The organism is Nocardia farcinica (assembly GCF_001182745.1).
Lineage (GTDB): Bacteria > Actinomycetota > Actinomycetes > Mycobacteriales > Mycobacteriaceae > Nocardia > Nocardia farcinica.
The window spans coordinates 2,076,484-2,102,764 of record NZ_LN868939.1 but is presented as its reverse complement, the minus strand read 5'-3'; the positions used below and the strand labels follow the sequence as shown (position 1 = coordinate 2,102,764).

The following is a 26,281-nucleotide window of genomic DNA, read 5'->3' as shown; positions in this document are numbered from 1 at the left end:
TTCCGCCTCAGTGGGGGTCGAGGCGGATCTCGGCGACGAGGGCGCGGTGGTCGGAGCCGGGTAGGTCGAGGGCTTCGACGGTGAGCGCCGTGCCGCCCGCGACGAGGATGTGGTCGATGCCGACGACCGCGGGCCACCATTTGTCGGTCGGGTAGGTGGCCAGGTGTCCGGCGCCCGCTTGGTCGGCGGCGTCGGCGAAGCGGCCGGTCAGGTAGTCGCGGAATTGCCGGTGGTCGTGGGTGGCGTTGAAGTCGCCGCCGACCAGGGCGGGGCGGTCGGCGGGCGCGTTCTCGACGATCGTGCGCAGGCGGGCCAATTCGTCGGCCCAGACCCCGGTGTCGTAGATCGGCGGCACGGGGTGGATCGCGTAGACCGAGACGGGGCCCGCGCCGGGGATCTGCGCCGTCGCCGACAGTTGGTTCAGCACGTAGCCGTCGTATTCGACGGTGTCGGACAGCGGGTGGCGGCTCCAGATCCCGGTGCCGCTCGCGGTTCGACCGGGGGCGAGGTACCGGTGCGGGAGCAGCTCGTCGATTCCCGCGGCCGCGAGTCCCGCCACGGCGGCCGGCGTGAGTTCGTTGACGGTGAGCACGTCGATGTCGTGCGCGCGCACCTGATCGACGAATGTCCGCGGGTCGGTGCCGTCGAACAGCAGGTTGGCCTGCATCATCCGCACCACGGGGCCGTCGGCGGAGCCGGGGGCCGAGAAGTACAGCGGCGCCTGCACGGCCACGCCCGCGATCAGGACGACCGTGGACACCGCCGCACCGCTCCAACGCCGCACGGACAGGAACGCCACGGCGCCGATCACCGCCGACCCCATCAGATACGGCGCGGCCGAGGCCGCGAGCACCGGCAGCTGGGCCGACCACCGGCCGAAGTGCAGCGCGATGCCCGCGACGCCCGCCAGTGTCGCGGCCGCGCCGAGCAGGTCGGCGCCGATGCGCACAATTCTGGAGATCACACCGGACAGACAAGCACATCGTGCCGATCCGCCCGCGCCGCCGCGTACCCGGGCACAGCGCGACTCCGGGATGTCGACGCGTTGCCGATTCGACGGCGAACCGGGGCGTTTCCGAACAGAACTTGTTATCGTCGGGGCATCCCGAGCCCGTCAACCGGGTGACGGGACGTGCGTGCGCCGAGGAGTTTCCGGCGCCGCAACGCACAGCGCTCGATCCCGCTCCACCAACGACTCGCGAGGAGAGTGGTTCATGCGTCGAGGAAAGCTCACCCGTCATCTCACCGCCGTCGTCGCGACGGCCGTGGCCGTCGCGGTGTTCGCCGGTCCGGCCGCCGCGGAGGCGGACCCGGCGCCGGGCGCGCCCGCATCCGCGGCCCTGGACGTGCCGGAGGCCTTGCGGCAGTTGCGTGCCGCCGCCACGGGCAATCCGGCGGCGGAGGCGGCGGTGGACCGGCTGCTGGCCGAGCCGGACGCGGTCGCCGCGGCCGGCGACGTCGCGCTGCCCGCCCAGGTGTTCCAGATCCCCGCCCAGTCCGACATCGGCCGCGGTGACGGGCCCGGCATGTACGGCTCGGGCATCGCGCTCGGCATCGACGGGTTCCGGCTCGGCTTCTTCGGCGGTCCGGGCATGATCGCGCCGAACCAGGCCGGCGCCAAGCTGGAGGCGGTCTGGGTCAACCTGTCCAACGGGCGCAGCGGCACCGAACTGCTCATCGAGCACAACGACGTCCCGGTCGACACCACCATCCGGTCGCGGGCCTTCGATCCCGGGCCGGGCATGATCGTCGCCGCCGTCTACGGCACGCTGTGGCACCGGTGGTCGGTGCCGGTCAGCGAGGCCCATCCCGACGGCTTCCAATACCTGCGGGGCACCATCAACTTCCCGTCGCTGGGCGCGCTCTACAACTGATCCGCGCGAGTACGGCCGTCCATACCCCGGGGTGTGGACGGCCGTCCGGTGCGGGCGGCTCCGGCCGCGTCCGCTTTGTCGGGTTCAAGGTGTGACCTCGCACACCCTGGACTGCTACGGTAGCCAGCACATGCCCGTTCGAGATCGCTAGGTCGAGTGCCGACGCGACGGTTCAGTGGAGGTGTTCGTGGTGAACCTGGCGCATGCGCTGGAAACCATCAAGGCGTTGGGAGTGCTGCGCTCCAGCGGGGTCGTCGACCTCTCCGATCCCGGAGAAACACTGCGCAACATGCGCGAGACCCGTCAGTACGGCCCGCATGCGGCGCTGGTCCGCCACTCGGCCCGGGTCGCGCCCGACCATCCCGCGCTGGTCGACGAGCGCGGCGAGCTCACCTACAAGGAATTGGACGAGCAGTCCACCGCCGTCGCGCGCGGCCTGCAGGCGGCGGGCATCACCGAGGGCATGGTCATCGCCGCGCTGGCGCGCGACCACCGCGGCCTGATCATGGCGAAGGTGGCCGCGGGCAAGCTCGGCGTACGGATCGCGCTGATGAACACCGGCTTCGCCAAGCCGCAGTTCGCCGAGGTGTGCGCTCGCGAGAAGGTGCAGGCGGTGCTGCACGACAGCGAGTTCCTCGGCCTGCTCGACGCGCTGCCCCCGGAGCTGCCGCGCTACCTCACCTGGGTGGACGAGGGCACCGAGGTGCCCGCCGGCACCCAGACCTTCGACGATCTGATCGCGGCGAACTCCACCGAGCCGCTGCCTGCGCCCAGCAAGCCGGGCGGCTTCATCATTCTCACCAGCGGTACCACCGGCCTGCCGAAGGGGGCGCCGCGCACCAAGGTCTCGCCGTTCGCGACCGCGCAGTTCGTCGATCGCATGCCGTTCCGCCGGTTCGGCACCATGGTGATCGTCTCGCCGATCTTCCACAGCACCGGCCTGGGCACCTGGCTGGTGGGCACCGTGCTGTCGAACAAGATCGTGATGCGGCGCCGCTTCGACGCCGAGGCCACGCTGAAGATGATCGCCGACCACAAGGCGAACATGCTGGTGGCCGTGCCGACCATGCTGCACCGCATGGTCGAGCTGCCCGAGGAGGTGCGTGCCAAGTACGACCTCTCCTCGCTGGAGTCGATCGTGCTCGCCGGGTCGGCGCTCTCGCCGGAACTGTCGATCCGGGCCGCCGAGGTGTTCGGCCCGGTGGTCTACAACCTCTACGGCTCCACCGAGGTCGCCATCGCCACCATCGCCAAGCCGGAGGAACTCGCCGTCGCGCCGGGCACCGTCGGCCGGCCGCCGATCACCTGCGATGTGCGGCTCTACGACGACAACGACAAGCAGATCCACGAGAAGAACGTCACCGGCCGCATCTTCGTGCGCAGCGGCGCGCCGTTCGAGGGCTACACCGACGGCAGGCACAAGCAGATCATCGACGGCTACATGTCCAGCGGCGACGTCGGCCACTTCGAGGAGCACGGCCTGCTCATGGTCGACGGCCGCGACGACGACATGATCGTCTCCGGCGGCGAGAACGTCTACCCGCAGGAGGTGGAGAACCTGCTGCTCGAGCACGACGACATCTTCGACGCCGCCGTGGTCGGCGTGGACGACGTGGAATTCGGCAAGCGGCTGCGCGCCTTCGTCGTTCCCGAGCCGGGCAAGCAGCCCGACGCCGAGGAGATCAAGGCCTACGTCAAGAACAACCTGGCCCGGTACAAGGTGCCGCGCGAGGTCGTCTTCCTCGACGACCTGCCGCGCAACGCCACCGGCAAGCTGCTGCGGCGGGTGCTGGTGGACTACGACGTCAAGGCCTGAGCCTCGCCCCGGTCGGCCACCCGCGTGGCCGACCGGGTATCGGGCGGACAACCGGGATTCACAACCCGGCCGCCGCCACTGCCGTGACCTCTCACAATGCCGGAACACCCGCGGTGCGGTAGACGACACTCGGAGTAACAGATGCTTGCTACGGTAGGCAGCACTGGATGTCGACGAGGCGGTCCGGGCCTGCGCCGGGCGGCCGCGGAAGGTTGGGTATGACTGTGTCCCTCGGCGGTTCGGTCCGCAAGGCAGGCGATCTCGCGCTCGGCGTCAACGTCATGGTCCGGCGGCGGCTGTTCAACCCGCTGCGCCTGGATCACGCGTTGCGCTCGGCGTTCAACGTGGTGAAGTTCGGCCCGTTCGCCGGTGTCGTCATGCACGCCGCGCAGACCCGCCCGCACGCCGCCGCCATCGTCGACGAACGCGGTGAACTGACCTTCGGCGCGCTCGACGAGCAATCCAACGCCTTCGCCAGGGGCCTTGCCGCCCAGGGCATCCGGCCCGGCGACGTGGTGGCGGTACTCGCCCGCGACCATCGCGGCATGGTGCTGAGCCTGCTGGCCACCGGCAAACTCGGGGTGCGGGCGGTGCTGATGAACACCGGCTTCGCCGCGCCCCAGCTGGCGGCCGTCGCGGTGCGGGAAAAGGTCAAGGCGGTGCTGCACGACAGCGAGTTCGTCGACCTGATGTCCGCGGTGCCCGACAGCGTGCCGCGCATTCTCACCTGGGTCGATGCCACCGACGCGGTGGATCCGGCCACCCCGACCCTGGACTCACTGGCGGCCGGGCAGTCCACCGCGCCGCTGCCGACGCCGGCCAAGCCGGGCGGGATGGTCATCCTCACCAGCGGCACCACCGGCACCCCGAAGGGCGCGCCGCGTGACCGGGTGAGCCCGTTCGCCTCCGCCCAGTTCATCGACCGGGTTCCGTTGCCGCGCAACGGAACCATGATCATGGCCGCGCCGATCTTCCACGGCACCGGCCTGTCGCAGTTCACCATCGGCCTGGCGCTGGGCAACCGGGTGGTGTTCCAGCAACGCCGCTTCGACCCGGAACGGACGCTGGCCAACATCGCCGAATACCGGGCCGACGCGCTCGTGGTGGTGCCGACCATGCTGCAACGCATCCTCGACCTCGGCGACGAGGTGCTCGACCGCTACGACGTGCGCAGCCTGAAGGTGATCTTCGCCGCCGGGTCGGCGATCCCGCCGGACGTGGTGACCCGCACGCTGGACCGCTTCAACGACAGCCTCTACAACCTCTACGGCTCCACCGAGTGCGCGGTGATGACGGTGGCCACCCCGCAGGAGCTGCGCATCGCCCCGACCACCGCGGGCAAGCCGCCGGTCGGTATCCGGATCGCGCTGCTGGACGAGGACCGCAAGCCGATCACCGCGCCGCACGTCACCGGAACCATCTTCGTGGACAACGGTTTCGCTTTCTCCGGCTACACCGACGGCCGCACCAAGGAGATGGTGAACGGCATGATGTCCAGCGGCGATGTCGGGCACTTCGACGAGCGCGGCCTGCTCTACATCGACGGCCGCGACGACGACATGATCGTCTCCGGCGGCGAGAACGTCTTCCCGCTCGAGGTGGAGAACCTCATCGCGGGCCGGGACGACGTCTTCGAAGCCGCGGTCGTCGGCGTCGATGACCGCGAGTTCGGCAAGCGGCTGCGCGCGTTCGTGGTGCCCGGCCCCGGCTCGGCGCGCGACCCGCAGGAGATCAAGGACTACGTGAAGGCGAACCTGGCCCGCTACAAGGTGCCGCGCGAGGTGATCTTCCTCGACGAACTGCCACGCAACGCCACCGGCAAACTGCTGCGTAAACCGTTGGCCGAGATGCCGGTGCCGGAGTAAGGGCGCCCGCTGGCTATCATCGCCCGGTGAACTCCAGGATCGACCGGTCGGCCGCTCGCGGCGGCGCCGTCGCGCGACTGCGCGGTGGCTCGGCCGGTGCGATCTCGGCCACGGTCTCGATCGCCGCGCACGGCTGGGCGTCGGCGGGCGCGGCGCCCGACAGCACGACGCTGGCGCTGCTGACGGGCGCGGCCGCGGTGGTGGGTGCGCTCGTCGCCGGGCTGGCGCCGCTGCGCGACACCGCGGCCGGTCTGGTCGCCGCGTTGGTCGCCGGGCAGTTGCTCGGCCACCTCACCCTCGGCGCCGCCTCGGGGCACCTCCACCACGGCGACCCGCAACTGAGCTGGCGCATGCTGCTCGCGCACCTCGTGGCCGCCGTCGCCGCCGCGATCGTGATCCGGGGCGCGGAGGCCGCCTACCGTATCGGCACCGCGGTGCTGTCCCGCGTGCTGCCCCGGCGGCCGTCCCCGCCGGTCCTCGACGACGACGCGCCGCTTCGCACGCGCTATCGCGAGCGCCTGGTCCTGCGGGTGTTCGCCGCGCGGGCGTTGCGGACCCGCGCGCCGCCGCGCCCGGTCTTCACCTGATCCCTTTCCCACCCGGTGCGCGACCGGTTCCGGTCGCGCGTCGTCGTCGCCTCGGCGCACCGCCTGATTCGGCATGTCCTGATCCGGCACCGTCCTGATCCGGCACCGTCCTGATTCGGCGCGGTCCTGATCCGGCACCGTCCTGATTCGGCGCGGTCCTGATCCAGGGCCGTCCTGATCGGCACAGTTCTGATCCGGGGCCGGTCCTGATCGGCACAGTCCTGATCCAGGCCCGTCCTGATCGACACCGCCCAGATCCGGCACAGCCCAGATCCGGCACAGCCCAGATCCGACACGGCCCTGACTCGGCACGACTCAGCCCCGGTCGCGTGACCCCGTGGCGGTCGTGGCCGACGTGTCATGGACGCGTCCGCGCCCGCCTTCGAACCGGCGGACTCCGCCGCATCGGAGTCGACGGATGCTGCCGCATCCGAACAGGCCGGTGCCGCCGCATCGGGCGCCCGATCCCTCCGGATCCACCGCGCCCCGACGACGACGGGTTCCTCCTTCGAGAACGAGAAGACCGTGAGCACAACAGAATCTCTCGCCCCCGACGCCGCGGCGTCCCCGGCCGACAGCGCCGGGTCCGAGTCCCGCCGCGAGGCCGGGCCGCCCGGTCCCGGCACCGCCCCTACCGCCCGCGGCGGCTTGCCGGCCCTGGCCATGCGGCTGCACTTCTACGCGGGCGTCTTCGTGGCGCCGTTCATCCTGATCGCCGCCGTCACCGGCGCGCTCTACGCGATCGCGCCCACCCTCGAACAGGTCGTCTCGCGCGACCTGCTGACCGTCGACGCCACCGGGACCGCGCGTCCGCTGGCCGAGCAGGTCGAGGCCGCCACCGCCGTCCGGCCCGACCTGGCCCTGGTGGCCGTGGCACCGGCGCCGGGCCCGACCGACACCACCCGGGTGCTGTTCGCCGATCCCACGCTCGGGGAGTCCGAGCGCCGGGCGGTGTTCGTCGACCCGTACACCGCGCGGGCGGTCGGCGACGCGGTGGTGTACGGCAGTTCCGGCGCGCTGCCGCTGCGCACCTGGATCGACCACCTGCACCGTGACCTGCACCTGGGCGAGTTCGGCAGGCTCTACAGCGAGCTGGCGGCCTCGTGGCTGTGGATCGTGGCGCTGGCCGGGCTGGTGCTGTGGTGGCGCCGGGTCCGCCAGCGGCGGGCCAGGAACTCCCCGGCGTGGCTGCTCGCTCCCGATCGCTCGCGACCCGGCCGGTTGCGCGGCATGAACTGGCACGGCGCGCTCGGCGTGTGGCTGCTGCCGCTGGTGCTGCTGCTGTCGGTGACCGGCATGACCTGGTCGGCCTACGCGGGCGCCAACATCGGCGACCTGCGTGCCCAGCTGAGCTGGACCACCCCGGCGGTGAGCACCGAATTGTCCGGGGCCGCACCGGCGTCCGATCACGGTGGCGATCACCACCACGGCGGTGGCGCGACGCCGCCGGCCGGCGCGTCCGCCGGCCGCGGGGGCGACATCGAACGCGCCCAGCTGGCCGCGCGGGCCGCCGGGATCGCGCAGGCGGTCGAGATCACCGTGCCGGCGGGGCCGGAACAGGCATACACCGTCAAGGAACGGCGCATGCCCGGCATCTACACCGTCGACGCGGTGGCCGTCGACGGCGCGACCGGCGCCATCACCGACCGTCTCCCCTACGCGGACTGGCCGCTGATGGCCAAGCTGACCAACTGGGGCATCCAGTTCCACATGGGCCTGATGTTCGGCCTGGCCAACCAGCTGCTGCTGCTCGCCGCGATGGTCGGCCTCGTCGTGGTCATCGTGCTCGGCTACCGCATGTGGTGGCAGCGCAGGCCGACCCGCGGCGCGGCGCGGATTCCGCTGGGCCGGGCGCCCCGCCGCGGCGCACTGCGCGCGTCCCGGCCGTGGCTGGTGGTGCCGCTGCTCGCGGCGGCCGTGCTGGTCGGCTGGTTCGTGCCGCTGGTCGGCGTGAGCCTGCTCGGCTTCCTGGTCGTCGACGCCCTGGTCAACCTCCGGCACCGCGTGCGGCGAGCCGCCTGACCGTCTCCGATCCCCCGGCGGTCCGGTCGACACCGACCGGACCGCTGCCTAGTCGCGGCCCCGAAACCGGCCGCCACCCGAGAACCATCGAAGGATTCGATTCACCATGAAGCTCCACCGTCTCACCGCCGTCGCCGCCACCGTGCTCACCGCGGTCGGTCTCGCCGTGAACACCGCCACCGCCGCACCGGCCGACGCGCAGCCCATCAGCTTCACCGCGCACGCCACCGACACCGCCTCGATCATCGAGATCGACGCAGGAACCCTGCGCGTGCACGACAACCAGCTCCAGGTCACCACCGCCGACGGCCGCGTCGTCGCCGCCACCCCGCTGAGCTTCGTCCTCGACGACTTCACCTTCCCCATCGCCGTCGACATCGACGGCAACCGCGCCACCCTCACCCCGCAACTCGATCCCGCCGAGGCGGTCTACACCCCCGTCGCCCTCCCGTTCGAGGACAAGGCGCCGTGGAAGAGCGAATACGACCGGGAACAGGCCGCCTGGTCCCGCATGACCAGCACGATCAGCATGGGCGCGACCGTCGGCACGCTGGTCGGCGGCCTCGGCGGCGGGGCCGTGGGCTGCGTGTTGGGCGGCATCGTGGGCGCGACGGTGGCCTCGGCGACCATCGTCGGCCTGTTCGGTCCCTTCATCCCGGCGGCGGCCGTCGGCTGTCTCGGCGGGATCGTCGCGGTCGGCGCGCTGGGCACCCTCGCCGGGCAGATCCTGGTGACCGCCCCGGTCGCGGTCGCCGCGGCGGTGCAGTACTTCACCACCGTCAACCAGCCCTTCACACCGGCCGCGAAGTAGCACGGACCGCGGACCGGGGCGCCCCTTCGCCGGTGTGGTTTGTCCCCGACGGTCACGGGTACGCCGCGGAGTACTCGACACCCCGTCGGAAAGGCACCTGTCATGGCAACCTTCGACTCCACCACCCGAACGAATCAGTGGTCCCCGGTCCGCATCGCCGCCGCCGTGGTGGGCGCGGTATTCCTGCTGGTCGGCATCCTGGGGTTCATCCCCGGGGTCACCACGAACTACGACACCCTGGAATGGGCGGGCCACCACTCCGAAGCACAGCTGCTCGGCCTGTTCGACGTCTCGATCCTGCACAACCTCGTCCACCTGGCCTTCGGCGTGCTCGGCCTGCTCGCCGCGCGCGCCGCGAGTTCGGCCACCGCGTTCCTCGTCGGCGGCGGCGTCATCTACCTGGTGCTGTGGCTGTACGGGCTGGTGATCGACGAGCACAGCGACGCCAACTTCATCCCGGTCAACAACGCCGACAACTGGCTGCACTTCGGTCTCGGTGTGGGCATGGTCGCCCTCGGCGTCCTGCTGCCGCGCCGCACCGCCGGACGACAACACACCGGCCTGATGAACTGACCGCCGTTTGTCGGCCACCGACCCGGGTAGCCGGAAGACGTGACCTGAAGTCGAGGAAAGGGGTTCGTATGAGCACGATGGCCGCCACCGTGGACGTGGAGGTCCCCGTCCGCACCGCCTACAACCAGTGGACGCAGTTCGAGTCGTTCCCGCAGTTCATGGAGGGTGTGGAGGCCGTGCAGCAGCTCGACGACCGGCACACCCACTGGCGGATCCATGTGGGTCCGTCGACGCGGGAGTTCGACGCGACCATCACCGAGCAGCATCCCGACGAGCGCGTGGCGTGGAAGTCCGACAGCGGACCCAACCACGCGGGCGTGATCACCTTCCACCGGCTCGACGACACCCACACCCGGGTGACCGCCCAGATCGACGTCGACCCGGAGGGTTTCGTGGAGAACGCTGCGGACAAGCTCGGCGTGCTGAAGCACCGCGTGCACGGAGACATGCAGCGCTTCAAGGAGTTCATCGAGAGCCAGGGACACGAGACCGGCGCCTGGCGCGGTGACATCCCGCGCCCGGATCAGCGGTGAGTTCCCGGTCTGCACACCACGACGCCGCGGCACCCGCCGCGGCGTCGTCGTGTGTGGCCCGCCCTCAGGCCGGTGTCGAATCGTCGGACCCTGGCGTCGAATCGCGCCGCGCCACGGTGGCTTCCGTGCTGGTCGGCGCGACCGGGCGCAGCAGCACCCAGGCCAGGAACAGCAGCGCGAACGCCGCCATGCCCAGACCGGCCCACAGATTGACGTTGATGCCGCCGGTCTTGGCCTCCTCGGCGGCGGTGTCGTGGACCAGCCCGGTGATCACCAGGATGATCCCGTAACTGCCGAGCAGCGCGGCCACGATGGTGCGGATGTCGAACAGCATCGGATCTCCCTATCCCACGAAGATGTTGAGCAGAATGACCAGCACCAGGGCGATGCCCGCGAGCAACACGGGGCGCTGATACCAGGGCAGCGTGGCCGCCTCGGGGTCGGTGCGCAGCTGTGCGGGTGTCTCGGAGTACACCAGCCCCACCAGTTCGGCGGCCGGCTTGGGCTGGGTCACCATCGTGACCGCGACGCTGACCAGGATGTCGACCACGAAGGCAACACCGGCGGCGACGAAACTGGCACCCTGGCCGGACAGTTGGAAGACCTCCATCTCGTGCAGCAGGAAGATGACGATGGCCGAACCGGTTCCGGCCACCAGGCCCGCCCAGCCCGCGGTCGGGGTCATCCGCTTCCAGAACATGCCGAGGATGAACGTCGCGAACAGCGGCGCGTTGAAGAAGCTGAACAGCGTCTGCAGGTAGTCCATCATGTTGCTGAAATTGCCCGCGATGAACGCGGTGAAGATGGCCGCGACCGTCGCCCCGACCGTGGCCAGCCTGCCGACGGTGAGGTAATAGCCGTCGGGCCGGTCCTTCACCACGTACTGCTGCCAGAGGTCGAAGCTGAACACGGTGTTGAAGGCCGAGACGTTGGCGGCCATGCCCGCCATGAACGCCGCGAGCAGACCGGCCAGGCCCACCCCGAGCAGACCGTTCGGCAGGACCTCCTTCATCAGGTACAGCAGGGCCTGGTTGTAGGTGACATCGCCGCTGAAATCCGGATCGGCCGCCTTGGCCTGCTTGTACTCGATCATCTCCGGCACGAGCACGGCGCTGATCATGCCGGGGATGACCACGATGAGCGGGATGAACATCTTCGGGTAGGCGCCGATGATGGGCGTGCGCCGGGCCGCGGAGATCGAGTTGGTCGCCATCGCGCGCTGGACCTCGACGAAGTTGGTGGTCCAGTAACCGAAGGACAGCACGAACCCGAGACCGAACACGATGCCGAGCACCGACAGGAAGTTGTCGGTGAACCCGCTGAGCGCGTTGCCCGGCCACGAATCCAGCTGGGCGGCGCCACCCGGCGAGGCGGTGACCCGTTCGGTCAGCCCGTCCCAGCCGCCCACCCGGTGCAGGCCGACGAGGGTCAACGGCAGCAGTGCCGCGACGATGACGAAGAACTGCAGTACTTCGTTGTAGATGGCGGCCGAGAGCCCGCCGAGGGTGATGTAGGACAGCACGATCGCCGCGGCGGCGACCACCGAGACCCACAGCGGCCAGCCGAGCAGCACATTGAGGATCGAGCCGAGCAGGTACAGGTTGACCCCGGCGATGAGGATCTGCGCGGTGGCGAAGCTGAGCGCGTTCACCAGGTGCGCGCCGGTGCCGAAGCGCCTGCGCATGAACTCCGGCACGCTGCGCACCTTGGAGCCGTAATAGAACGGCATCATCACCACGCCGAGAAACAGCATGGCCGGAATCGCGCCGATCCAGAAATAGTGGAAGGTGGGGAATCCGTATTCGGCGCCGTTGGCCGACATGCCCATGATCTCGACCGCGCCGAGGTTGGCCGAGATGAAGGCCAGGCCGGTCACCCAGGCTGGCAGCGACCGGCCGGACAGGAAGAAGTCGATGCTGGAGGAGACCCGGCTGCGCGCCAGCAATCCGATACCGAGCACGAACACGAAATACAACGCGACCAGCGCGTAGTCGACCGGATCGGCGTCCAGGCGCAGCGTCTCGACCGCCTCGAAACGCACCGCGGCGGCGGGCGATCCGGGTGCGGCGGAGGTCAGGAACAGGGAATCGGCAAGCGGCACAGCGGTGTCCCTCCTTGTGGTGGCACCACTCGACGAGCGGGTCGCGCGCGGCGAGCGGCTTCGTGCGGCGACAGCGACCCCGCACCGACCTGCGGCGTCCACTGACAACTACCGCGTGATTGTCGCACTCCCCGGCCGCGGTCCGGGGCGAACCGAAACAGCGAGTCCCCCGAACGGTCCGGTGTTGCGCGGCCGTTCATCCCGCGTGCGCCGTCAGTTCTCCCGGTGTGCCCCCGCGGCCGGGACGACGGTGAAGGTCCGCGGGGCGCGATGTCCGGCACTGCCGAGTCGTCGCTCGACGGCCGCGGCGACGGCGTCGGCCTGCCCGCTCTCGACCAGGGCGATGGCGCTGCCGCCGAACCCGCCGCCCACCATGCGGGCACCGTGGGCGCCCGCGGCGAGTGCCGCGTCCACGACGAGATCCAGCGCGGGGGTGGAGACCTCGAAGTCGTCGCGCAGCGACGCGTGCCCGGCGGTCAGGATCGGGCCGATCTCCCGCGGATCGGCGCCGCTGCGCAGGGTCTCGGCGACCGCGAGCACGCGGGCGTTCTCGGTGACCACGTGCCGGGCGCGCCTGCGCACCACCGGATCCTCGATCCGACCGAGTTCGCCGGGCACCACCACGTCGCGCAGTGCGGCCACGCCGAGCGCCGCCGCGGCCGCCTCGCACTGGGCGCGGCGCTCGGCGTAGCCGCCACCGGCGTGTTCGTGTGCCTCGCGGGTGTCGATCACCAGCAGCGTCAGGCCGGACCGGGCGAGGTCGAAGGGGATCTGCCGGTAGCCGGGGTCGGTTCCGGGTGCGGCGCCGGTGAATCGGCGGACGTCCAGGAACAGCGCGTGTCCCGCGGTGCACAGCACCGCGGCGGACTGGTCGAGCACGCCGGTGGGCGCGCCCGCGTAGTCGTTCTCGGCCGCCCGTGCGACATCGATCAGCTCGCGCTCGCTCAGCTGGGGCGCGAACAGGTCGCGCAGCGCCAACGCCACCGAACAGGACAGCGCGGCCGAACTCGACAGCCCCGCCCCGATCGGCACCGCGCCGTCCACCTCGAGGTCGAGTCCGCCCACCGGGTGCCCGCGCCGGACGAACTCACCGACCACGCCGAGCACGTAGCGGGCCCAGCCCGGCACCTGCGTCCGCACGGCGTCGATGGCGTCGAGTTCGGCCCGCACCGGCTCGTCCGGCCGTTGCCGCGAGCGCACCCGCACCACCGGCTGCGCCGTCACCCGCGCGGCGCACCGGGTGACCAGCGGCAACGCGATCGGCAGGACGTATCCGTCGTTGTAATCGGTGTGCTCGCCGATGATGTTGACCCGCCCCGGCGCCACCCACGTATCCACCACCGGCCCATTGTGCGCCGCGGCGCGGGCGCGCCCCGACCCGACCCGCGCAGGGCGGCACGCCGAGGAGACGAACCCGGGCAAACCATCCCGGCGGACCCCGGTTCCGTGCGATCATCGGATCAGTTGTCCAGGTCTCGGTGACCGGACGTGCAGCGCCCGCCCGGGACCATCCGCTCGTAGCACCACACCCAGCTCGACGTCGACGTCGTCGTGGCGGATCGCGCTGACCGCCTGCCGCATGGTTCACCGCGTTACCAGGGCCGAGGGGGGTTTGATGACAGGAACCGCAGATTATCCGGGCCTTCACCGCGAGCGCCTCGGAAACCGGTGGTGCGCACCGCTTCTCGGGGCCTGGGCGGCCGTGATCACGGTGCCGCCGGTGCTGGGCGGCCCGGTGCTGACCGCGACGACGGTGCCGATCGTGGTGGCGGGGACGCTGGTGATGATCGGATACGGCCTGCGCCGCTACCGGCCGGCGCGGCCGCTGCCGTGGTATCTGCTGTCGGGGTCGGCGGTGCTGTTCGCGACGGGCAGCGTGCTGTCCGCCGCGAGCGGCGGCGGTGGCCGGGCGGGCGACCTCTGCGTCCTGGCGGGCTATCTGGGGGTCGCCGCGGCCGCCGCGGTGTGGTTGCGGCCGCGGCAGGCGCGCGGCGAGTACGACCTGACGCTGGATTCGGCGCTGATCGGCCTGGCGGCGCTGCTGGCCTCGTGGACGGTGCTGATCTCGCCCATCCTGCGGTCCGGGTCGCCGGGCTTCGACACCCTCGTGGCCGCCGCCTACCCGCTGCTGGACGCGGTGCTGCTGGCCATGGTGGCGCACTCGGTGGCGACCGCGGGACGCTCGGAGACCTCGTTGCGGCTGCTGCACGTGGCCGTGATCGCCGTGCTGCTGGGTGATCTCGGTGCCGGGATCGACGCCGCCGGGCTGGCCCGCGTGGACGACGGACTGCTGCACATCCCGTTGCTCGTCGCCTACGCCGCCGTGGGCATCGCGGCCCTGCATCCGACGATGGCGGGCCTCGGTGAGCCGCGCCGGGTCCACGTGCACCGGTCCCGGCAGCGGGCCGGGGTGATCGCCGTCGCGTTGATCGTGGCGGCGCTGGTTCCGGCGCTCGGCACCCGGCTCGGCACCGTCGACCGGGTGGTCGTCGCCACGCTGTTCGCGCTGCTGCTGATCGGTGTGCTGGTACGCGGCGAACGGGCCGTGCAGCGCAGTGCCCGCAGCGAGCGCCGCGCGCAGTACCAGGCCGACCACGACATGCTCACCGGGCTGCTCAACCGCACCGCCCTGCTGCGCACCCTCGCCAGGGAACGGGCGGACTGGCGGGCCGGTCCGCTGAGCCTGCTGTTCCTCGATCTCGACGGCTTCAAGCGGGTCAACGACAGCTACGGTCACGCCGTGGGCGACGAACTGATCGCCAACGCCGCCGCCCGGATCCGCCGGGTCGCCGGGCGCATTCCGGTGTGTGCCCGCTACGGCGGGGACGAGTTCGTCGTGCTCACCCCGTGCGGCGTGCGGGAGGCGGTGACGCTGGCCGAGCGCCTGCTCGACGCCTTCGGCAGGCCGTTCGAGCTCAGTGTCGGCGCGGTGACGGTCACCGCCAGTGTCGGCATCACCGGCGCCGACGGCGACGCCGACATCTTCGACCTGATCCGGGACGCCGACGCGGCGATGTACCGCGCCAAGGACCAGGGCCTCGGTTACGCCCTACCCCAGCGCGAAACCCCCACGCCGCGACCGAACAGCCACGAGGACAACGGCATTCGCACACCGGACCCGACCACGGCCGAGGGGTGCAGCACACCCGCGGTGCGCGCGCTGCCGCTGCGCCGCCGGTGGCTGCCCGGAGCGCGCCGCCCGGTCCCCGGCGAGGCCGCCGGGTGCGCGGCCGGGCGCGCCGCACCGCCCGGACGCGACGGGGCCGATGCGCCGGGCGATGCCCCGAGTGGGCGCTCCCGCGGCGAGCGCGCCGCGAGCCGGGCGGGATGACGGCCGTGCGCGGTCGTCAGGAATCCAATTCCTCGAGCGCCCGCTTGGCGGCCGCCAGTTCGGCCTGCAATTGTTCGACCTTCGCCAGCTGTGCCTGCTTGGCGGCCTCGAGCACACCCGCGACCACCTCCGCGACCTCCGGGTGCAACAGCTTGGCGGCCTGCGCCACCGCGGCACTGCTCACCGGCAACCCGCGCACCGACCGCTTCTTACCGGTGGCGACCTCGACCGTCCACTCGCCGTCGGCGGTGCCCGCGAGGGTCACGGTGACCTCGGGCGTCTTCTTCCGCGCGGGCGACTTGGTGGTCTTGGCCGGTGCCGGACGGGGGGCGGCCGGCTTGTCCTGGGCGCTCGGACGCGGTTCGGCGGCAACGTCTTTCGCGGTCGCCTTCGCGGCCGGGGCGGCGGCGGGCTCGGCGCGGCCCGCCGCTCGCGCGGGGGCGGGGCTCGCGGGGGTCGCGGTCGACGGCTGGGTCACGGGGGGTTCCTTCCTCGGCGCCGGCTTCGACCGGCCCGACGCGGCGGCCTGCCGCTCGCGCGGCGGCTTGGTCAGGGTCACTTCGACGGGGGAGAACGACAGCGCGTCCTTGGAGCCGGTGGGCCGCACCTGCAGGAAGTCGCCCTCGGCCGGATCGCCCAGCGCCACAACCTTGCCCGAGCGGCCTTCGGGCACGCCCACCGCGGCGGAGGTGAACCACACCATCGGCGGACGGCCTGCGGCGATCTCGGCGGCGATGTGCTCGATCTCGCTGTCCGACAACGGCTTGGGTTTGGTGCGGGAGGACGGCATGGGGAGCTCCGGACGATCATCGGGGGACGACTGCGTGCCCCAGATGATGCCGCACGCCACCGACACCACGCACAGGCGGCGGGGGCCACCGGCGCGGGCGGCCCTGGCGCGGCACTCAGAAACGCTGTTAACTTATTGCCTACGTCACAATCGGACGAGGACGAACCGCTTTGATGCACGCACTGCAACTGACCGGCCCCGGCAGGCTCGAACTGCGCACGGTTCCGGTGCCCGGGATCGGCCCCACCGACGTGCTGCTGCGCGTCGGCGCCGCGGGTATCTGCCACTCCGACCTCTACGTCCTCGGCCTGCCGTTCCCGCTGCGGGAGGAGCCGCTCACCCTCGGCCACGAGATCGCGGGCACGGTCGAAGCGGTCGGCGCCGAGGTGGACGGCCCGCGGCCGGGCGACCGCGGCGTGGTCTATCTGTGCTGGTCGTGCGGGGTGTGCCGAGAGTGCATCCGTGGCAACGAGAATGTCTGCCTCGCCGCGGGCCGGTCGGCGATGCCGCCCTGCCCCGGACTCGGGCCCGACGGCGGCATGGCCGAATACGTCCGCGTTCCGGCGCGTGCGTTCGTGCCGATCGGCGAACTGGATTTCCTGCAGGCCGCTCCGCTCGCCGACGCCGCGCTCACCAGCTACCACGCGATCGCGGGGGCGCGCGACCACCTGCTGCCCGGTGCGACCGCCGTCGTCATCGGCATCGGCGGGCTCGGGCACGTGGCGGTGCAGATCCTGGCCGCCACCACCGCGGTGCGCATCATCGCGGTCGACGTGAGCGAGGACAAGCTCTTCCTGGCTGCCCACTACGGAGCCGACGAGGGCCTGGTGATCGGCGCGGACACCGCGGCGCGGATTCTCGAACGCACCGGCGGCCGGGGCGCGGAAGCGGTGTTCGACTTCGTCGGCGTCGACGAGACCGCCCGCCTGGCGGTGGAGACCGTGGCCCCCAACGGCGCCTACCGGATGGTCGGACTCGGCGGCGGTGCGCCGGAGCTCACCGCGGGCCCGGCCGGCGGGCCCGGCTGGCCGTGGGGCGCCTCGGTGCGCAAGTCCTACGGCGGCACCCGCTCGGATCTCGTGGAGTCCATCGCCCTGGCGCAGGCGGGCAAGCTGCGGGTCGAGGTCGAGCCGTACGAACTGGCCGACGGCCGCGAGGCGCTCGACCGGCTCGACCGCGGCCTGGTCCGTGGCCGGGCGGTACTCGTGCCATGACAGTGGAAGGACGGGGATGACCACATCCGTTGACCGGCAAGCGCTTCGGGCCGAGGCCGTCCGGCGGCTCACCGCGGCGGGCGCGCCCTTCGAGACGACGGTCGAGGAGGTGCTCGGCGCACCGGTCACGGTCTTCCGGCACCGCAAGCCCGCGCTCCGCGCGCTGCTGGCCGAATCCGCGCGGCTGGGTGAGCGCGAGTATCTCGTCGACGGCGAGCGGCGCATCACCTACGCCGCGCACCTGGCCGCCGTCGCCGCACTGGCCGAGGGCTTGCGCACCCGGTTCGGCATCGCGGCGGGCGACCGCGTCGGCATCCTCGCCGCCAACAGCGCGGAGTGGGTGCAGGCGTTCTGGGCCTGCCAGTGCCTCGGGGCGATCGCCGTGGGCTACAACGCGTGGTGGATGCCCCGCGAGATCGACTACGGCCTGGCCCACACCGCGCCGAAGGTGCTGATCGCCGACGACCGGCGGATCGAGCGGCTCGCACAGGTCGAGCACACCGTCCCCGTGCTGTCGATCGAGCAGCAGCTGCCCGCGCTGATCGCCGAGTTCGCCGGGGCCGCGCTGCCGGAAACCCCGGTCGCCGAAGACGATCCGGCCGTGATCCTCTACACCAGCGGCACCAGCGGCAGACCCAAAGGCGCCACGCATTCGCACCGCAACCTGCTCGCCGTGGTCGACCAGCACCGCTTCAACGACGCGGTGGCCGCCGCCTGCGCCGGCCGCACCGACGACGGTGGCCCCAAGGGCCGCCGCTTCCTGCTCACCTCCCCGCTGTTCCACATCGCCAGCCTGCACAACCTGGTGCTGCCACGGCTGGCCACCGGCGACACCGCCGTCGTCTACCGTGGCGGTTTCGACGGCGAGCGGGTGCTGAGCCTGATCGAGCGGGAGCGCATCACCAACTGGGGCGCCATGCCGACGATGATCCACCGGCTGCTCGACGCCGACGTGGAACGCCACGACCTGTCCTCCCTGGCCGCGCTGTCGCTGAACTCGGCACCGTCCTCGGCCGCCTTGCAGGAGGCGCTGCGCGACCGCGTCCCGGCCGCGCGCACCGCGCTCACCACCAGTTACGGTATGACCGAATGCAGTACGGCCGCCACCCTGGCCACCCCGGCCGAGCTGGCGGAGTTCCCGGACACGGTGGGCAGGCCGATCATCGGCGTGGAGTTGAGCATCCGGGACGCCGAGGGTGAACCGGTGGCCGACGGCGTCGAGGGCGAGGTGTGGGTGCGCAGCGCCTACGTCATGCTCGGCTACTGGAACGATCCCGCCGCCACCGCCGCCGCGCTCACCCCGGACCGCTGGCTGCGCACCGGCGACCTCGGCGTGTGCACCGACGGCAGGCTCCGATTGTCCGGCAGGCGGTCGGATCTCATCCTGCGCGGTGGCGAGAACATCTACCCCACCGAGGTCGAGCACTGTCTCGACGAGCATCCCGCGGTGCGCGAATGCGCGGTGCTCGGGCTACCCGATCCCGACCTTGGCCAGCGGGTGGGCGCCGTGGTGGTGGTCGAGGACGAGGCCGCCACCGATCCCGGGCAGCTACGGGCCTTCACCGCCGAGCGGCTGGCGTACTACAAGGTGCCCGCCGACTGGCGGATCACCACCGAACCACTGCCCCGCAACGCCACCGGCAAGGTGGTGCGCGCCGGCCCGGCCGACCTGTTTCCCGACGGGTGAGGACGGAAAACTCGTGTACGACACCATCATCAAGGGCGGACGCTGGTTCGACGGCACCGGCGCGGCCTCGGCGATCCGGCATCTGGGCATCCGGGACGGCCGGGTCGTCACGGTGTCGGCGGCCCCGCTCGACGAACAGGGCTGCACACGGGTGATCGATGCGACCGACCGGTGGGTGCTGCCCGGCATGATCGACATCCACACCCACTACGACGTCGAAGTGCTCGGCAGTCCGCAGCTGAGCGAGTCGCTGCGGCACGGCATCACCACGGTGCTGCTCGGCTCGTGTTCGATCTCCACCGTGCACGTCGGCCCGGAGACCGCGGGCGACCTGTTCGGGCGGGTGGAGGCGATCCCGCGCAGGCACGTCATCGACGCGGTCGCGCGGGGCAAGAGCTGGAGCAGCGCCCACGAGTACGCGCAGGCGCTCGAGGAGCTGCCGCTCGGGCCGAATGTGGCGGCGTTCATCGGGCATTCGGACATGCGCGCGGCCGCGATGGGGCTGGACCGGGCCACCCGCGCGGGCGTGCGGCCGGACGGCGCGGAGCTGGACACGATGGCGCGCTGGCTGACCGAGGCGCTGGACGCGGGCTTCGTCGGCATGTCCTCCCAGCAGTTGCGCTTCGACAAGCTCGACGGGCAGTACTGCCGCTCCCGCACGCTGCCGTCCACGTTCGCCACCGCACGGGAACGCCGCAGGCTGGGTGACATCCTGCGGGCGCGGGGCCGGGTGTTGCAGGGCGGCCCGGACGCCTCGCGCCCGCACACGGTGGTGACGATGGCGGCCGCCACCCTCGGCCTGTTCCGCGCGCCGCTGAAGGTCAGCCTGCTCTCCGCGGCCGACCTGAAGGCCCTTCCCGCGGTGATCCACCTGTTCTCGCTGCTGGCCCGCACCCTGAACCTGCTGGGCGGGAACTTCCGCTGGCAGCACCTGCCGGTGCCGTTCGAGGTGTACGCCGACGGCATCGACCTGGTGATCTTCGAAGAGTTCGGGGCGGGCGCGGCCGCCATGCACCTGGCCGATCAGGTCGAGCGGCGCCGGGACATGCTCGCCGACCCGGACTACCGGCGCCGCTTCCGCCGCGACTACGACCGCAGGTTCGGCCCGCGGGTGTGGCACCGCGACTTCTTCGACGCCGAGATCGTCGACTGCCCGGATCCACGCGTGATCGGCAAGACCTTCGGCCAGGTGGGTCTCGACCGTGGCGGCCTGCATCCCGTGGACGCCTTCCTCGACCTGGTGGTCGAGCACGGCGACAAGGTGCGCTGGCGCACCACCATCTCCAACCACCGGCCGCACGTGCTCGACCGCCTCGCCGCGCATCCGGGTGTGCACCTGGGCTTCTCCGACGCGGGCGCGCACCTGCGCAACATGGCCTTCTACAACTTCGGGCTGCGGTTCCTGCGCCGGGTGCACGAGGCCGAGCGGGCGGGCCGGCCGTTCCTGTCGCTGGAACGCGCGGTGCACCGGATGACCGGCGAGCTGGCCGACTGGTACGGCCTGGACGCCGGGCACCTGCGCCAGGGCGACCGCGCCGACGTCGTCGTCATCGATCCGGCGCACCTGGACGCCGAACTCGACCGCTACGCCGAGGCGCCGGTGGCGCAGTACGACAACCTCTCGCGCATGGTCAACCGCAACGACGCCGCGGTGACGGCGGTGCTGGTCGGTGGCGAGTTCGTCTTCGGCGAGGGCCGGGCAGGGGACTCGGTGGGGGTCACGCGCACCGGCCGGTTCCTGCGCGCCCGCTGAGTTCGGCTCCTCGACCGGCACGGTGGCGCGCATCGCCCCGGTGTTTGGGTACCCCGGTCACGGGAACCCGCCCGAATAAGCCATCGAGGAAAGGGTTGACGTCCATGTTGCTGCGCCGACTTGCCCGACCACTGCTGGCGACCGCCTTCGTCGCCGACGGGGTCGACACGCTCATGAATCCCGAACCGCGCGCCAAGGCCGCGGCCGCGCTGCCCGCCGAGGTCGCGAGCAGGCTGCCCGCCGACCCGGACACCGTCATCAAGGTCAACGCCGTCGCGCAGGTCTCGGGCGGCGTGCTGCTGGCCCTGGGCAAGGCACCCCGGCTCGCCTCGATCGTGCTGGCCGCGTCCGTGCTGCCCGCCACGGTCACCCAGCAGAACTTCTGGGCCGAGCCCGACCCGGACAAGAAGCTCGCCAAGCGCACCGCCTTCCTCAAGGACGTGAGCCTGCTGGGCGGACTGCTGATCGCCAGCGCCGACACCGCGGGTAAGCCGTCGCTGGGCTGGCGGGGCAAGCGCGCCGCGCGCAACGCCGCCGCGACCGTCTCGGCGGCGTTGCCGTTCGGCGCGGCCGCGAGCGACGGCACCGGCGAGGCGCTGCGCCAGCACGCGCAGGAGGCCGCCGAGCGGGCCAAGGAACTCGGCACCGTGGCCGCCGCCAAGGGGTCCGAGCTGGCCGAGACCGTGCAGACGCACGGGCCGGAGTGGGCGGCCACCGCCAAGGAACGCAGCGCCGCCCTCGCCGCGGCCGCCAAGGAACGGGCGGTGCCGTTGGCCGCCGCCGCGAAGGAGCGCACCGCGCCGCTGGCCCTGACCGCCAAGGAACGCAGCGCCGTCTTGGCCGAGCGCGCCAAGGAACGCGGCACGCCGCTGGCGCTCACCGCCAAGGAACGCAGCGCCGTGCTCGCCGAACGGGCGAAGGAACGCGGTGCGGAACTGGCCGACACCGCGCGGGTGCGCGGCGCCGAACTGGCCGAACTCGCGAAGGAACGCGGCGACGAGTTCGCCGACGTGGCCAAGCACCGCGGCGCGGAGTGGGCCGACCTCGCCAAGCACCGCGGCGCGGAATTCGGTGACGTGGCCAAGCACCGCGGCGTCGAATGGGCCGAGGCGGCGCGCGCCCAGCGGGCCGAACTGGCGGCCGCCGCGCGCAAGAAGGTCGAGAAGCAGCAGCAGCCCAAGCGCTGGTTCCGCTAGGAAGGGCCGGTCCCCGGTTGCGGCGCTCGCGCCGGGGTAACCGTCGGCCATGACACAGACGCACGAGGAACTCACCGACATCGTCACCTCCGCCGACGGCGCGGCCTCCCGTCTCGTCCCGGCCGCCGACCAGGAGATCGCCGAGGCCGTGCACCTGGCCAGGACGGCGCAGCCGGAGTGGGCCGCGGTCGCACCCGCCGACCGCGGCGCCGCGCTGCACGCCGCCGCCGCGGCACTGCGCGACCGGGCCGACACGCTCGCCCAAGTGGTGCACGAGGAGACCGGCAGGCCGGTGGCGAGCGCGCTCGAGGGCATCGGCGCGGGCGCGGGCACCCTGGTGCAGTACGCCGAACTCGGCCCGGTGCATCGCGGCAAGACGCTCCAGGGCCCCTCGGACGCCACCGATTTCATGATCCACGAGCCCCGCGGTGTGGTGGTGGCGCTGACGCCGTGGAACGATCCGGTCGCCATCGCGTGCGGGTTGCTCGGTGCCGCGCTGGTCACCGGCAACACCGTGCTGCACAAGCCGAGCGAACGCTGCCCGCGCACCGGCGAGTTGCTCGGGCAGATCCTCGCGGAGTGCTTCCCGCGCGATGTCGTGCAGACGATCACCGGCGACGGCCGGGTGGGCGCGGTGCTGGCGGGCGCGCCGGTCGACGTCGTCGCCCACGTCGGCGGCACGGCGACCGGCCGCGCGGTGGCCGCGGCGGCCGCCCGCACCGGGGCGAAGGTGCTGCTGGAGAACGGCGGCAACGACCCACTGATCGTGGACGCCGACGTGGATCCCGCCTGGGCGGCCGAGCAGGCCGCGCTCGGCGCATTCGCCAACGCGGGCCAGATCTGCGTCTCGGTCGAGCGAATCTACGTGGTGGAGACGATCGCGCGGGAATTCCTCGCCGCGTTGTGCGACCAGGCCCGGCGGTGGAACAGCGACCCGCAGCCACTGGTGGACGAGGCCCAGCGCGATCTCGTGCATGCCCACGTCCGCGACGCGGTCGAGCACGGCGCGCAGGTGCTGGTCGGTGGGACCGTCCCCGACGGACCCGGCGCCTACTACCCCGCGACTGTCCTGTCCGACTGCACCCGCGGGATGCGGGTGTTGCGGGAGGAGACCTTCGGCCCGGTGGCGCCGGTGCGCACGGTCCCCGATTTCGCGACCGCGTTGGCCGAGGCCCGCGACGACGAACACGGGCTCGCCGCGACCGTGTTGACCGGGTCGATGGCCAACGCGCAGCGGGCCTGGCGGGCGTTGCCGGTCGGCACCGTCAAGATCAACGCGGTGTTCGGCGGCGCGCCGGGCGGTGCCGCGCAACCGCGCGGGCGCTCCGGCGCCGGATTCGGTTACGGCCCGGAACTATTGGACGAGATGACCACGGTGAAGGTTGTGCACTGGCAGGCGCCGCCGGAGCGGCGGACGTCCTGACCTCCTCAGTGCTCACCGTTTTCGGCACGGCGGTCACCGGTTTTCGGCACGGCGGGCCGGGCGCGCAGATGCGCCCGCTCGCCCTGCTTGCCGAACAGGCTCAGGAACTCCACCGGCCGGTCGTCCGCGGCGCCGAACCAATGCGGCACCCTGGTATCGAATTCGGCGGCCTCGCCCGGCTCCAGCACCAGATCGTGCTCGCCGAGGATCAACCGCAGCCGCCCGTTGAGCACGTAGAGCCACTCGTAGCCCTCGTGCGTCTTCGGGTCGGGGGTGCGGCGGGTGTCCGGCGGGATGATCAGCTTGTAGGCCTGGATACCGCCCGGACGGCGGGTCAGCGGCAGCATCGTCATGCCGTTGCGGGTGACCGGACGCAGGTGGACGCGGGGATCGCCGGTGGGCGGGGCGTCGACGAGTTCGTCGAGGGTCACGCCGTGCGCGCGGGCCAGCGGCAGCAGCAGTTCCAGGGTGGGCCGCCGTGCGCCGGACTCGAGCCGCGACAGCGTGCTCACCGAGATCCCGGTGGCGGCGGAGAGCTCGCCGAGGGTGGTCTCGCGCTGTTTACGCAGCGCGCGCAGCCGCGGGCCGACCGCCTCGAGCGCCTGATCCATGTCGTCGTCCACGCACCCCAGTTTGCCATACCGGCAAATTGCTTTGCCGATAATGCCGGAGCTGGGGCACAGTGTCCGGCGAGGAGGTGGTCATGATGACCGAAGAGTCGACCGAATACGACGTGGTGGTGATCGGCGGCGCGGCCGCGGGATTGAGCGGCGCGCTGACGCTCGCCCGTGCCCGGCGCTCGGTGCTGGTGATCGATGCCGGCGAGCCCCGCAACAGCCCGGCCGAGGGCGTGCACGCCCTGTTCGGCATGGACGGTATCGCCCCCGCGGAACTGCTCGCGCGGGGCCGGGCGGAGGTCGGCCGCTACGGCGGCGAGCTGGCCGACGGCGAGGTGGTGAGCGCCCGGCGCTCCGGCGACGGGTTCGAGGTGCGCACGGCCGCGGGCCGCACCGTGCGGGCCAGGCGGTTGCTGGTGACGACCGGCCTGGTCGACGAGTTGCCACCGATCCCGGGGCTGCGCGCCCGCTGGGGCCGCGACCTGGTGCACTGCCCGTACTGCCACGGCTGGGAGGTGCGCGACGAGCCGATCGGCGTGATCGCCAGCGGACCGAACTCGATCCACCAGGCCCTGCTGTTCCGGCAGTGGAGCCCCGACATCGTCTACTTCACCCACACCGCCGAACCGCCGTCCGCGGAGAAGGCCGAGGAACTCGCCGCCCGCGACATCCGGGTGGTGCCCGGCGAGATCACCGGCGTCGTGGTCACCGACGACCGGATCACCGGCGTCCGGCTGTCCGACGGTTCCGTCGTCGAGCGGACCACACTCACCGTGGCGCCGCGCATGATCGCGCGCGCCGGATTCCTGGCCGAACTCGGCCTGCACCCGGTCGAGCACCAGTCCGGGATGGGCATGCACATCCCGTCGGACCCGGTCGGCGCGACCGACGTGCCCGGCGTGTGGGTGGCGGGCAACGTCACCGAATTGTCCGCGCAGGTGGGTGGGGCCGCCGCGGCGGGCACCATCGCGGCCGCGCACATCAACGCCGATCTGGTCGCCGCCGACACCGCGGCCGCGGTCGAGGCCAGGAGGGTCGGGGTCTGACCGCCGCGCGCCGCGTCCGGAGACGGGACCGATCCGGACCGGGCGCGGCGCCGAATGTGAGATGGGCGCACACCCCGATCCCAGCCACGGCGGGGTGACGCCCGGTTGGGGTGCGACAGCACCGCCGGGGCGAGGCGCAGCGATGCTCTCGCCCCGGCGGTGTCTCGCCGGACTATGCTGTCCGGACATGCGGCGGAGACCGAGCCCGCTCGAGCGGACTCACCCGAGAGCGAACACACATCGGCGTGACGCGAAATACGGTGCCGCGCAGCGACATCTGGGGTACGACTATCGCCGAACTCCGACGGTGCGCACCGTCGTTCCCCGCCGCCAGAATGTGAGCCCACCCGTGGACCTCGAGCCCCACGACCGCACCGCCGCATCCGATCTCCGTCTCGCGCGCGACGTCCGCTGCGCCCGGCTACGCCGTCTGCTGCGCACCACGATCGGCCTGTCCCAGGAATCGGTGGACCTGCTCACCAGCATGGCCGACCGGTTACGCGCCGCCGAGGGAGCGTTGCCCGACCCCGCGTACTACTGACTCACCCGCGCCGCACCACCGCCCCCGCGAGGTCGCACAGGCGGTGTGCCCGTGCGGTTTCGGCGGGCGTGAAGGGCTCGTCCGGCCGGACGAAACACAGGGTGGCGTCCGCGTGCACCACCTCGAGCCGGGCCTCCGCCGCGACCGGCGGTCCGTGATCGGCGCCCGGCGCCAGATACCGGGCACCCAGGAGTTCGGCGAGCGCCAGGGGCAACTCGTCCGGATCGGCGGCCACGCGCGCAGCGATGCCCAGCGCCAGTCGCGCGGTGAGCGCTTCGAGCCGGCCCGGTCGGTCGTCGAGCCGCACCCGGATGCGCCACAGCGCGGGCGCACGTCCCACCGCGTCGCGGACGCGCAACTGCGGGCCGTGCAACCACCGGCCGAGCAGTCGCATGGCCGAGGGCTCGACCACCCAGATCACCAGGACGGTCGTGGTGACCGTCAGCGTCAGCACGGTCAGCAGATACTGGTCGGCCACATGCCCCGACCATCGCGACCGGT

23 protein-coding genes are annotated in these 26,281 nt (G+C 72.0%); 16 read left to right on the top strand and 7 right to left on the bottom strand.

Annotated features, from left to right (window positions below; all coding sequences use genetic code 11):
• Window positions 1–7: 7 nt before the first annotated feature.
• Window positions 8–964: an endonuclease/exonuclease/phosphatase family protein gene (locus AMO33_RS26415; RefSeq protein WP_240327321.1), complete on the bottom strand. Its 957-nt coding sequence runs from the start codon at window positions 962–964 to the stop codon at window positions 8–10.
• A gap of 250 nt (window positions 965–1,214) precedes the next feature.
• On the opposite strand from AMO33_RS26415, the gene AMO33_RS26410 reads away from it, so the two are divergent.
• From AMO33_RS26410 to AMO33_RS26375, 8 genes are all read left to right on the top strand, one after another.
• The gene (locus AMO33_RS26410; RefSeq protein ID WP_060594660.1) at window positions 1,215–1,874 is read left to right on the top strand and encodes a hypothetical protein; all 660 of its coding nucleotides are present in this window, start codon (window positions 1,215–1,217) and stop codon (window positions 1,872–1,874) included.
• A gap of 190 nt (window positions 1,875–2,064) precedes the next feature.
• Window positions 2,065–3,690 carry an acyl-CoA synthetase gene (locus AMO33_RS26405; RefSeq protein WP_170916158.1) on the top strand — a complete coding sequence of 542 codons (1,626 nt, stop codon included), beginning with the start codon at window positions 2,065–2,067 and terminating at the stop codon, window positions 3,688–3,690.
• A 218-nt stretch (window positions 3,691–3,908) separates the two neighbouring features.
• Window positions 3,909–5,555, top strand: a complete 1,647-nt coding sequence (locus AMO33_RS26400; RefSeq protein WP_060594658.1) for an acyl-CoA synthetase — start codon at window positions 3,909–3,911, stop codon at window positions 5,553–5,555.
• 26 nt (window positions 5,556–5,581) lie between these two features.
• Window positions 5,582–6,142, top strand: coding sequence for a hypothetical protein (locus AMO33_RS26395; protein ID WP_060594657.1), 561 nt, complete (start codon window positions 5,582–5,584; stop codon window positions 6,140–6,142).
• A gap of 525 nt (window positions 6,143–6,667) precedes the next feature.
• The gene (locus tag AMO33_RS26390) at window positions 6,668–8,164 is read left to right on the top strand and encodes a PepSY-associated TM helix domain-containing protein (protein ID WP_082668862.1); all 1,497 of its coding nucleotides are present in this window, start codon (window positions 6,668–6,670) and stop codon (window positions 8,162–8,164) included.
• 106 nt (window positions 8,165–8,270) lie between these two features.
• Window positions 8,271–8,975 (top strand): hypothetical protein, encoded by a 705-nt coding sequence (locus tag AMO33_RS26385; protein ID WP_060594656.1) that lies wholly within the window; start codon window positions 8,271–8,273, stop codon window positions 8,973–8,975.
• Between the two features lie 102 nt (window positions 8,976–9,077).
• Complete coding sequence (locus AMO33_RS26380; protein WP_011211036.1) at window positions 9,078–9,548, top strand: DUF4383 domain-containing protein; 471 nt, start codon at window positions 9,078–9,080, stop codon at window positions 9,546–9,548.
• 68 nt (window positions 9,549–9,616) lie between these two features.
• Window positions 9,617–10,081, top strand: a complete 465-nt coding sequence (locus tag AMO33_RS26375; protein ID WP_011211037.1) for an SRPBCC family protein — start codon at window positions 9,617–9,619, stop codon at window positions 10,079–10,081.
• A gap of 64 nt (window positions 10,082–10,145) precedes the next feature.
• On the opposite strand, the gene AMO33_RS26370 is transcribed toward AMO33_RS26375, so the two are convergent.
• The 3 genes from AMO33_RS26370 to galK form a co-directional block, all read right to left on the bottom strand.
• The gene (locus AMO33_RS26370) at window positions 10,146–10,415 is read right to left on the bottom strand and encodes a hypothetical protein (protein ID WP_060594655.1); all 270 of its coding nucleotides are present in this window, start codon (window positions 10,413–10,415) and stop codon (window positions 10,146–10,148) included.
• A 9-nt stretch (window positions 10,416–10,424) separates the two neighbouring features.
• On the bottom strand, window positions 10,425–12,122 hold the full coding sequence (locus AMO33_RS26365; RefSeq protein ID WP_041561305.1) for a sodium:solute symporter family protein: 1,698 nt from the start codon (window positions 12,120–12,122) through the stop codon (window positions 10,425–10,427).
• Between the two features lie 273 nt (window positions 12,123–12,395).
• On the bottom strand, window positions 12,396–13,523 hold the full coding sequence (gene galK / locus AMO33_RS26360; protein ID WP_162145180.1) for a galactokinase: 1,128 nt from the start codon (window positions 13,521–13,523) through the stop codon (window positions 12,396–12,398).
• A 361-nt stretch (window positions 13,524–13,884) separates the two neighbouring features.
• Between galK and AMO33_RS26355 the strand changes: the two genes are divergently transcribed.
• Entirely contained in the window at window positions 13,885–15,513 is a 1,629-nt protein-coding gene (locus tag AMO33_RS26355) for a GGDEF domain-containing protein (protein WP_240327320.1), read from the top strand.
• Between the two features lie 16 nt (window positions 15,514–15,529).
• Here AMO33_RS26355 and AMO33_RS26350 read toward each other — a convergent pair whose 3' ends face one another.
• Window positions 15,530–16,303, bottom strand: a complete 774-nt coding sequence (locus tag AMO33_RS26350) for a DUF6319 family protein (protein ID WP_060594653.1) — start codon at window positions 16,301–16,303, stop codon at window positions 15,530–15,532.
• A 173-nt stretch (window positions 16,304–16,476) separates the two neighbouring features.
• Here AMO33_RS26350 and AMO33_RS26345 point away from each other — a divergent pair, with 173 nt between their 5' ends.
• From AMO33_RS26345 to AMO33_RS26325, 5 genes are all read left to right on the top strand, one after another.
• Window positions 16,477–17,517: an NAD(P)-dependent alcohol dehydrogenase gene (locus AMO33_RS26345; protein ID WP_041560358.1), complete on the top strand. Its 1,041-nt coding sequence runs from the start codon at window positions 16,477–16,479 to the stop codon at window positions 17,515–17,517.
• Window positions 17,518–17,533: 16 nt separating this feature from the next.
• Complete coding sequence (locus tag AMO33_RS26340) at window positions 17,534–19,204, top strand: class I adenylate-forming enzyme family protein (protein ID WP_060594652.1); 1,671 nt, start codon at window positions 17,534–17,536, stop codon at window positions 19,202–19,204.
• 13 nt (window positions 19,205–19,217) lie between these two features.
• Entirely contained in the window at window positions 19,218–20,957 is a 1,740-nt protein-coding gene (locus AMO33_RS26335; protein ID WP_060594651.1) for an N-acyl-D-amino-acid deacylase family protein, read from the top strand.
• A 104-nt stretch (window positions 20,958–21,061) separates the two neighbouring features.
• A complete protein-coding gene (locus AMO33_RS26330; protein ID WP_011211046.1) occupies window positions 21,062–22,153 on the top strand; it encodes a DoxX family protein in 1,092 nt (363 codons plus the stop codon).
• A gap of 49 nt (window positions 22,154–22,202) precedes the next feature.
• Window positions 22,203–23,576 carry an aldehyde dehydrogenase family protein gene (locus tag AMO33_RS26325; protein WP_060594650.1) on the top strand — a complete coding sequence of 458 codons (1,374 nt, stop codon included), beginning with the start codon at window positions 22,203–22,205 and terminating at the stop codon, window positions 23,574–23,576.
• 5 nt (window positions 23,577–23,581) lie between these two features.
• On the opposite strand, the gene AMO33_RS26320 is transcribed toward AMO33_RS26325, so the two are convergent.
• Window positions 23,582–24,199, bottom strand: a complete 618-nt coding sequence (locus AMO33_RS26320; RefSeq protein ID WP_041560359.1) for a helix-turn-helix domain-containing protein — start codon at window positions 24,197–24,199, stop codon at window positions 23,582–23,584.
• Between the two features lie 83 nt (window positions 24,200–24,282).
• On the opposite strand from AMO33_RS26320, the gene AMO33_RS26315 reads away from it, so the two are divergent.
• Window positions 24,283–25,239: an NAD(P)/FAD-dependent oxidoreductase gene (locus tag AMO33_RS26315; RefSeq protein ID WP_060595163.1), complete on the top strand. Its 957-nt coding sequence runs from the start codon at window positions 24,283–24,285 to the stop codon at window positions 25,237–25,239.
• 349 nt (window positions 25,240–25,588) lie between these two features.
• Window positions 25,589–25,780 (top strand): hypothetical protein, encoded by a 192-nt coding sequence (locus tag AMO33_RS26310; RefSeq protein WP_060594649.1) that lies wholly within the window; start codon window positions 25,589–25,591, stop codon window positions 25,778–25,780.
• Between the two features lies 1 nt (window position 25,781).
• Here AMO33_RS26310 and AMO33_RS26305 read toward each other — a convergent pair whose 3' ends face one another.
• Window positions 25,782–26,258 carry a hypothetical protein gene (locus AMO33_RS26305; protein WP_240327318.1) on the bottom strand — a complete coding sequence of 159 codons (477 nt, stop codon included), beginning with the start codon at window positions 26,256–26,258 and terminating at the stop codon, window positions 25,782–25,784.
• Window positions 26,259–26,281 lie beyond the last annotated feature (23 nt).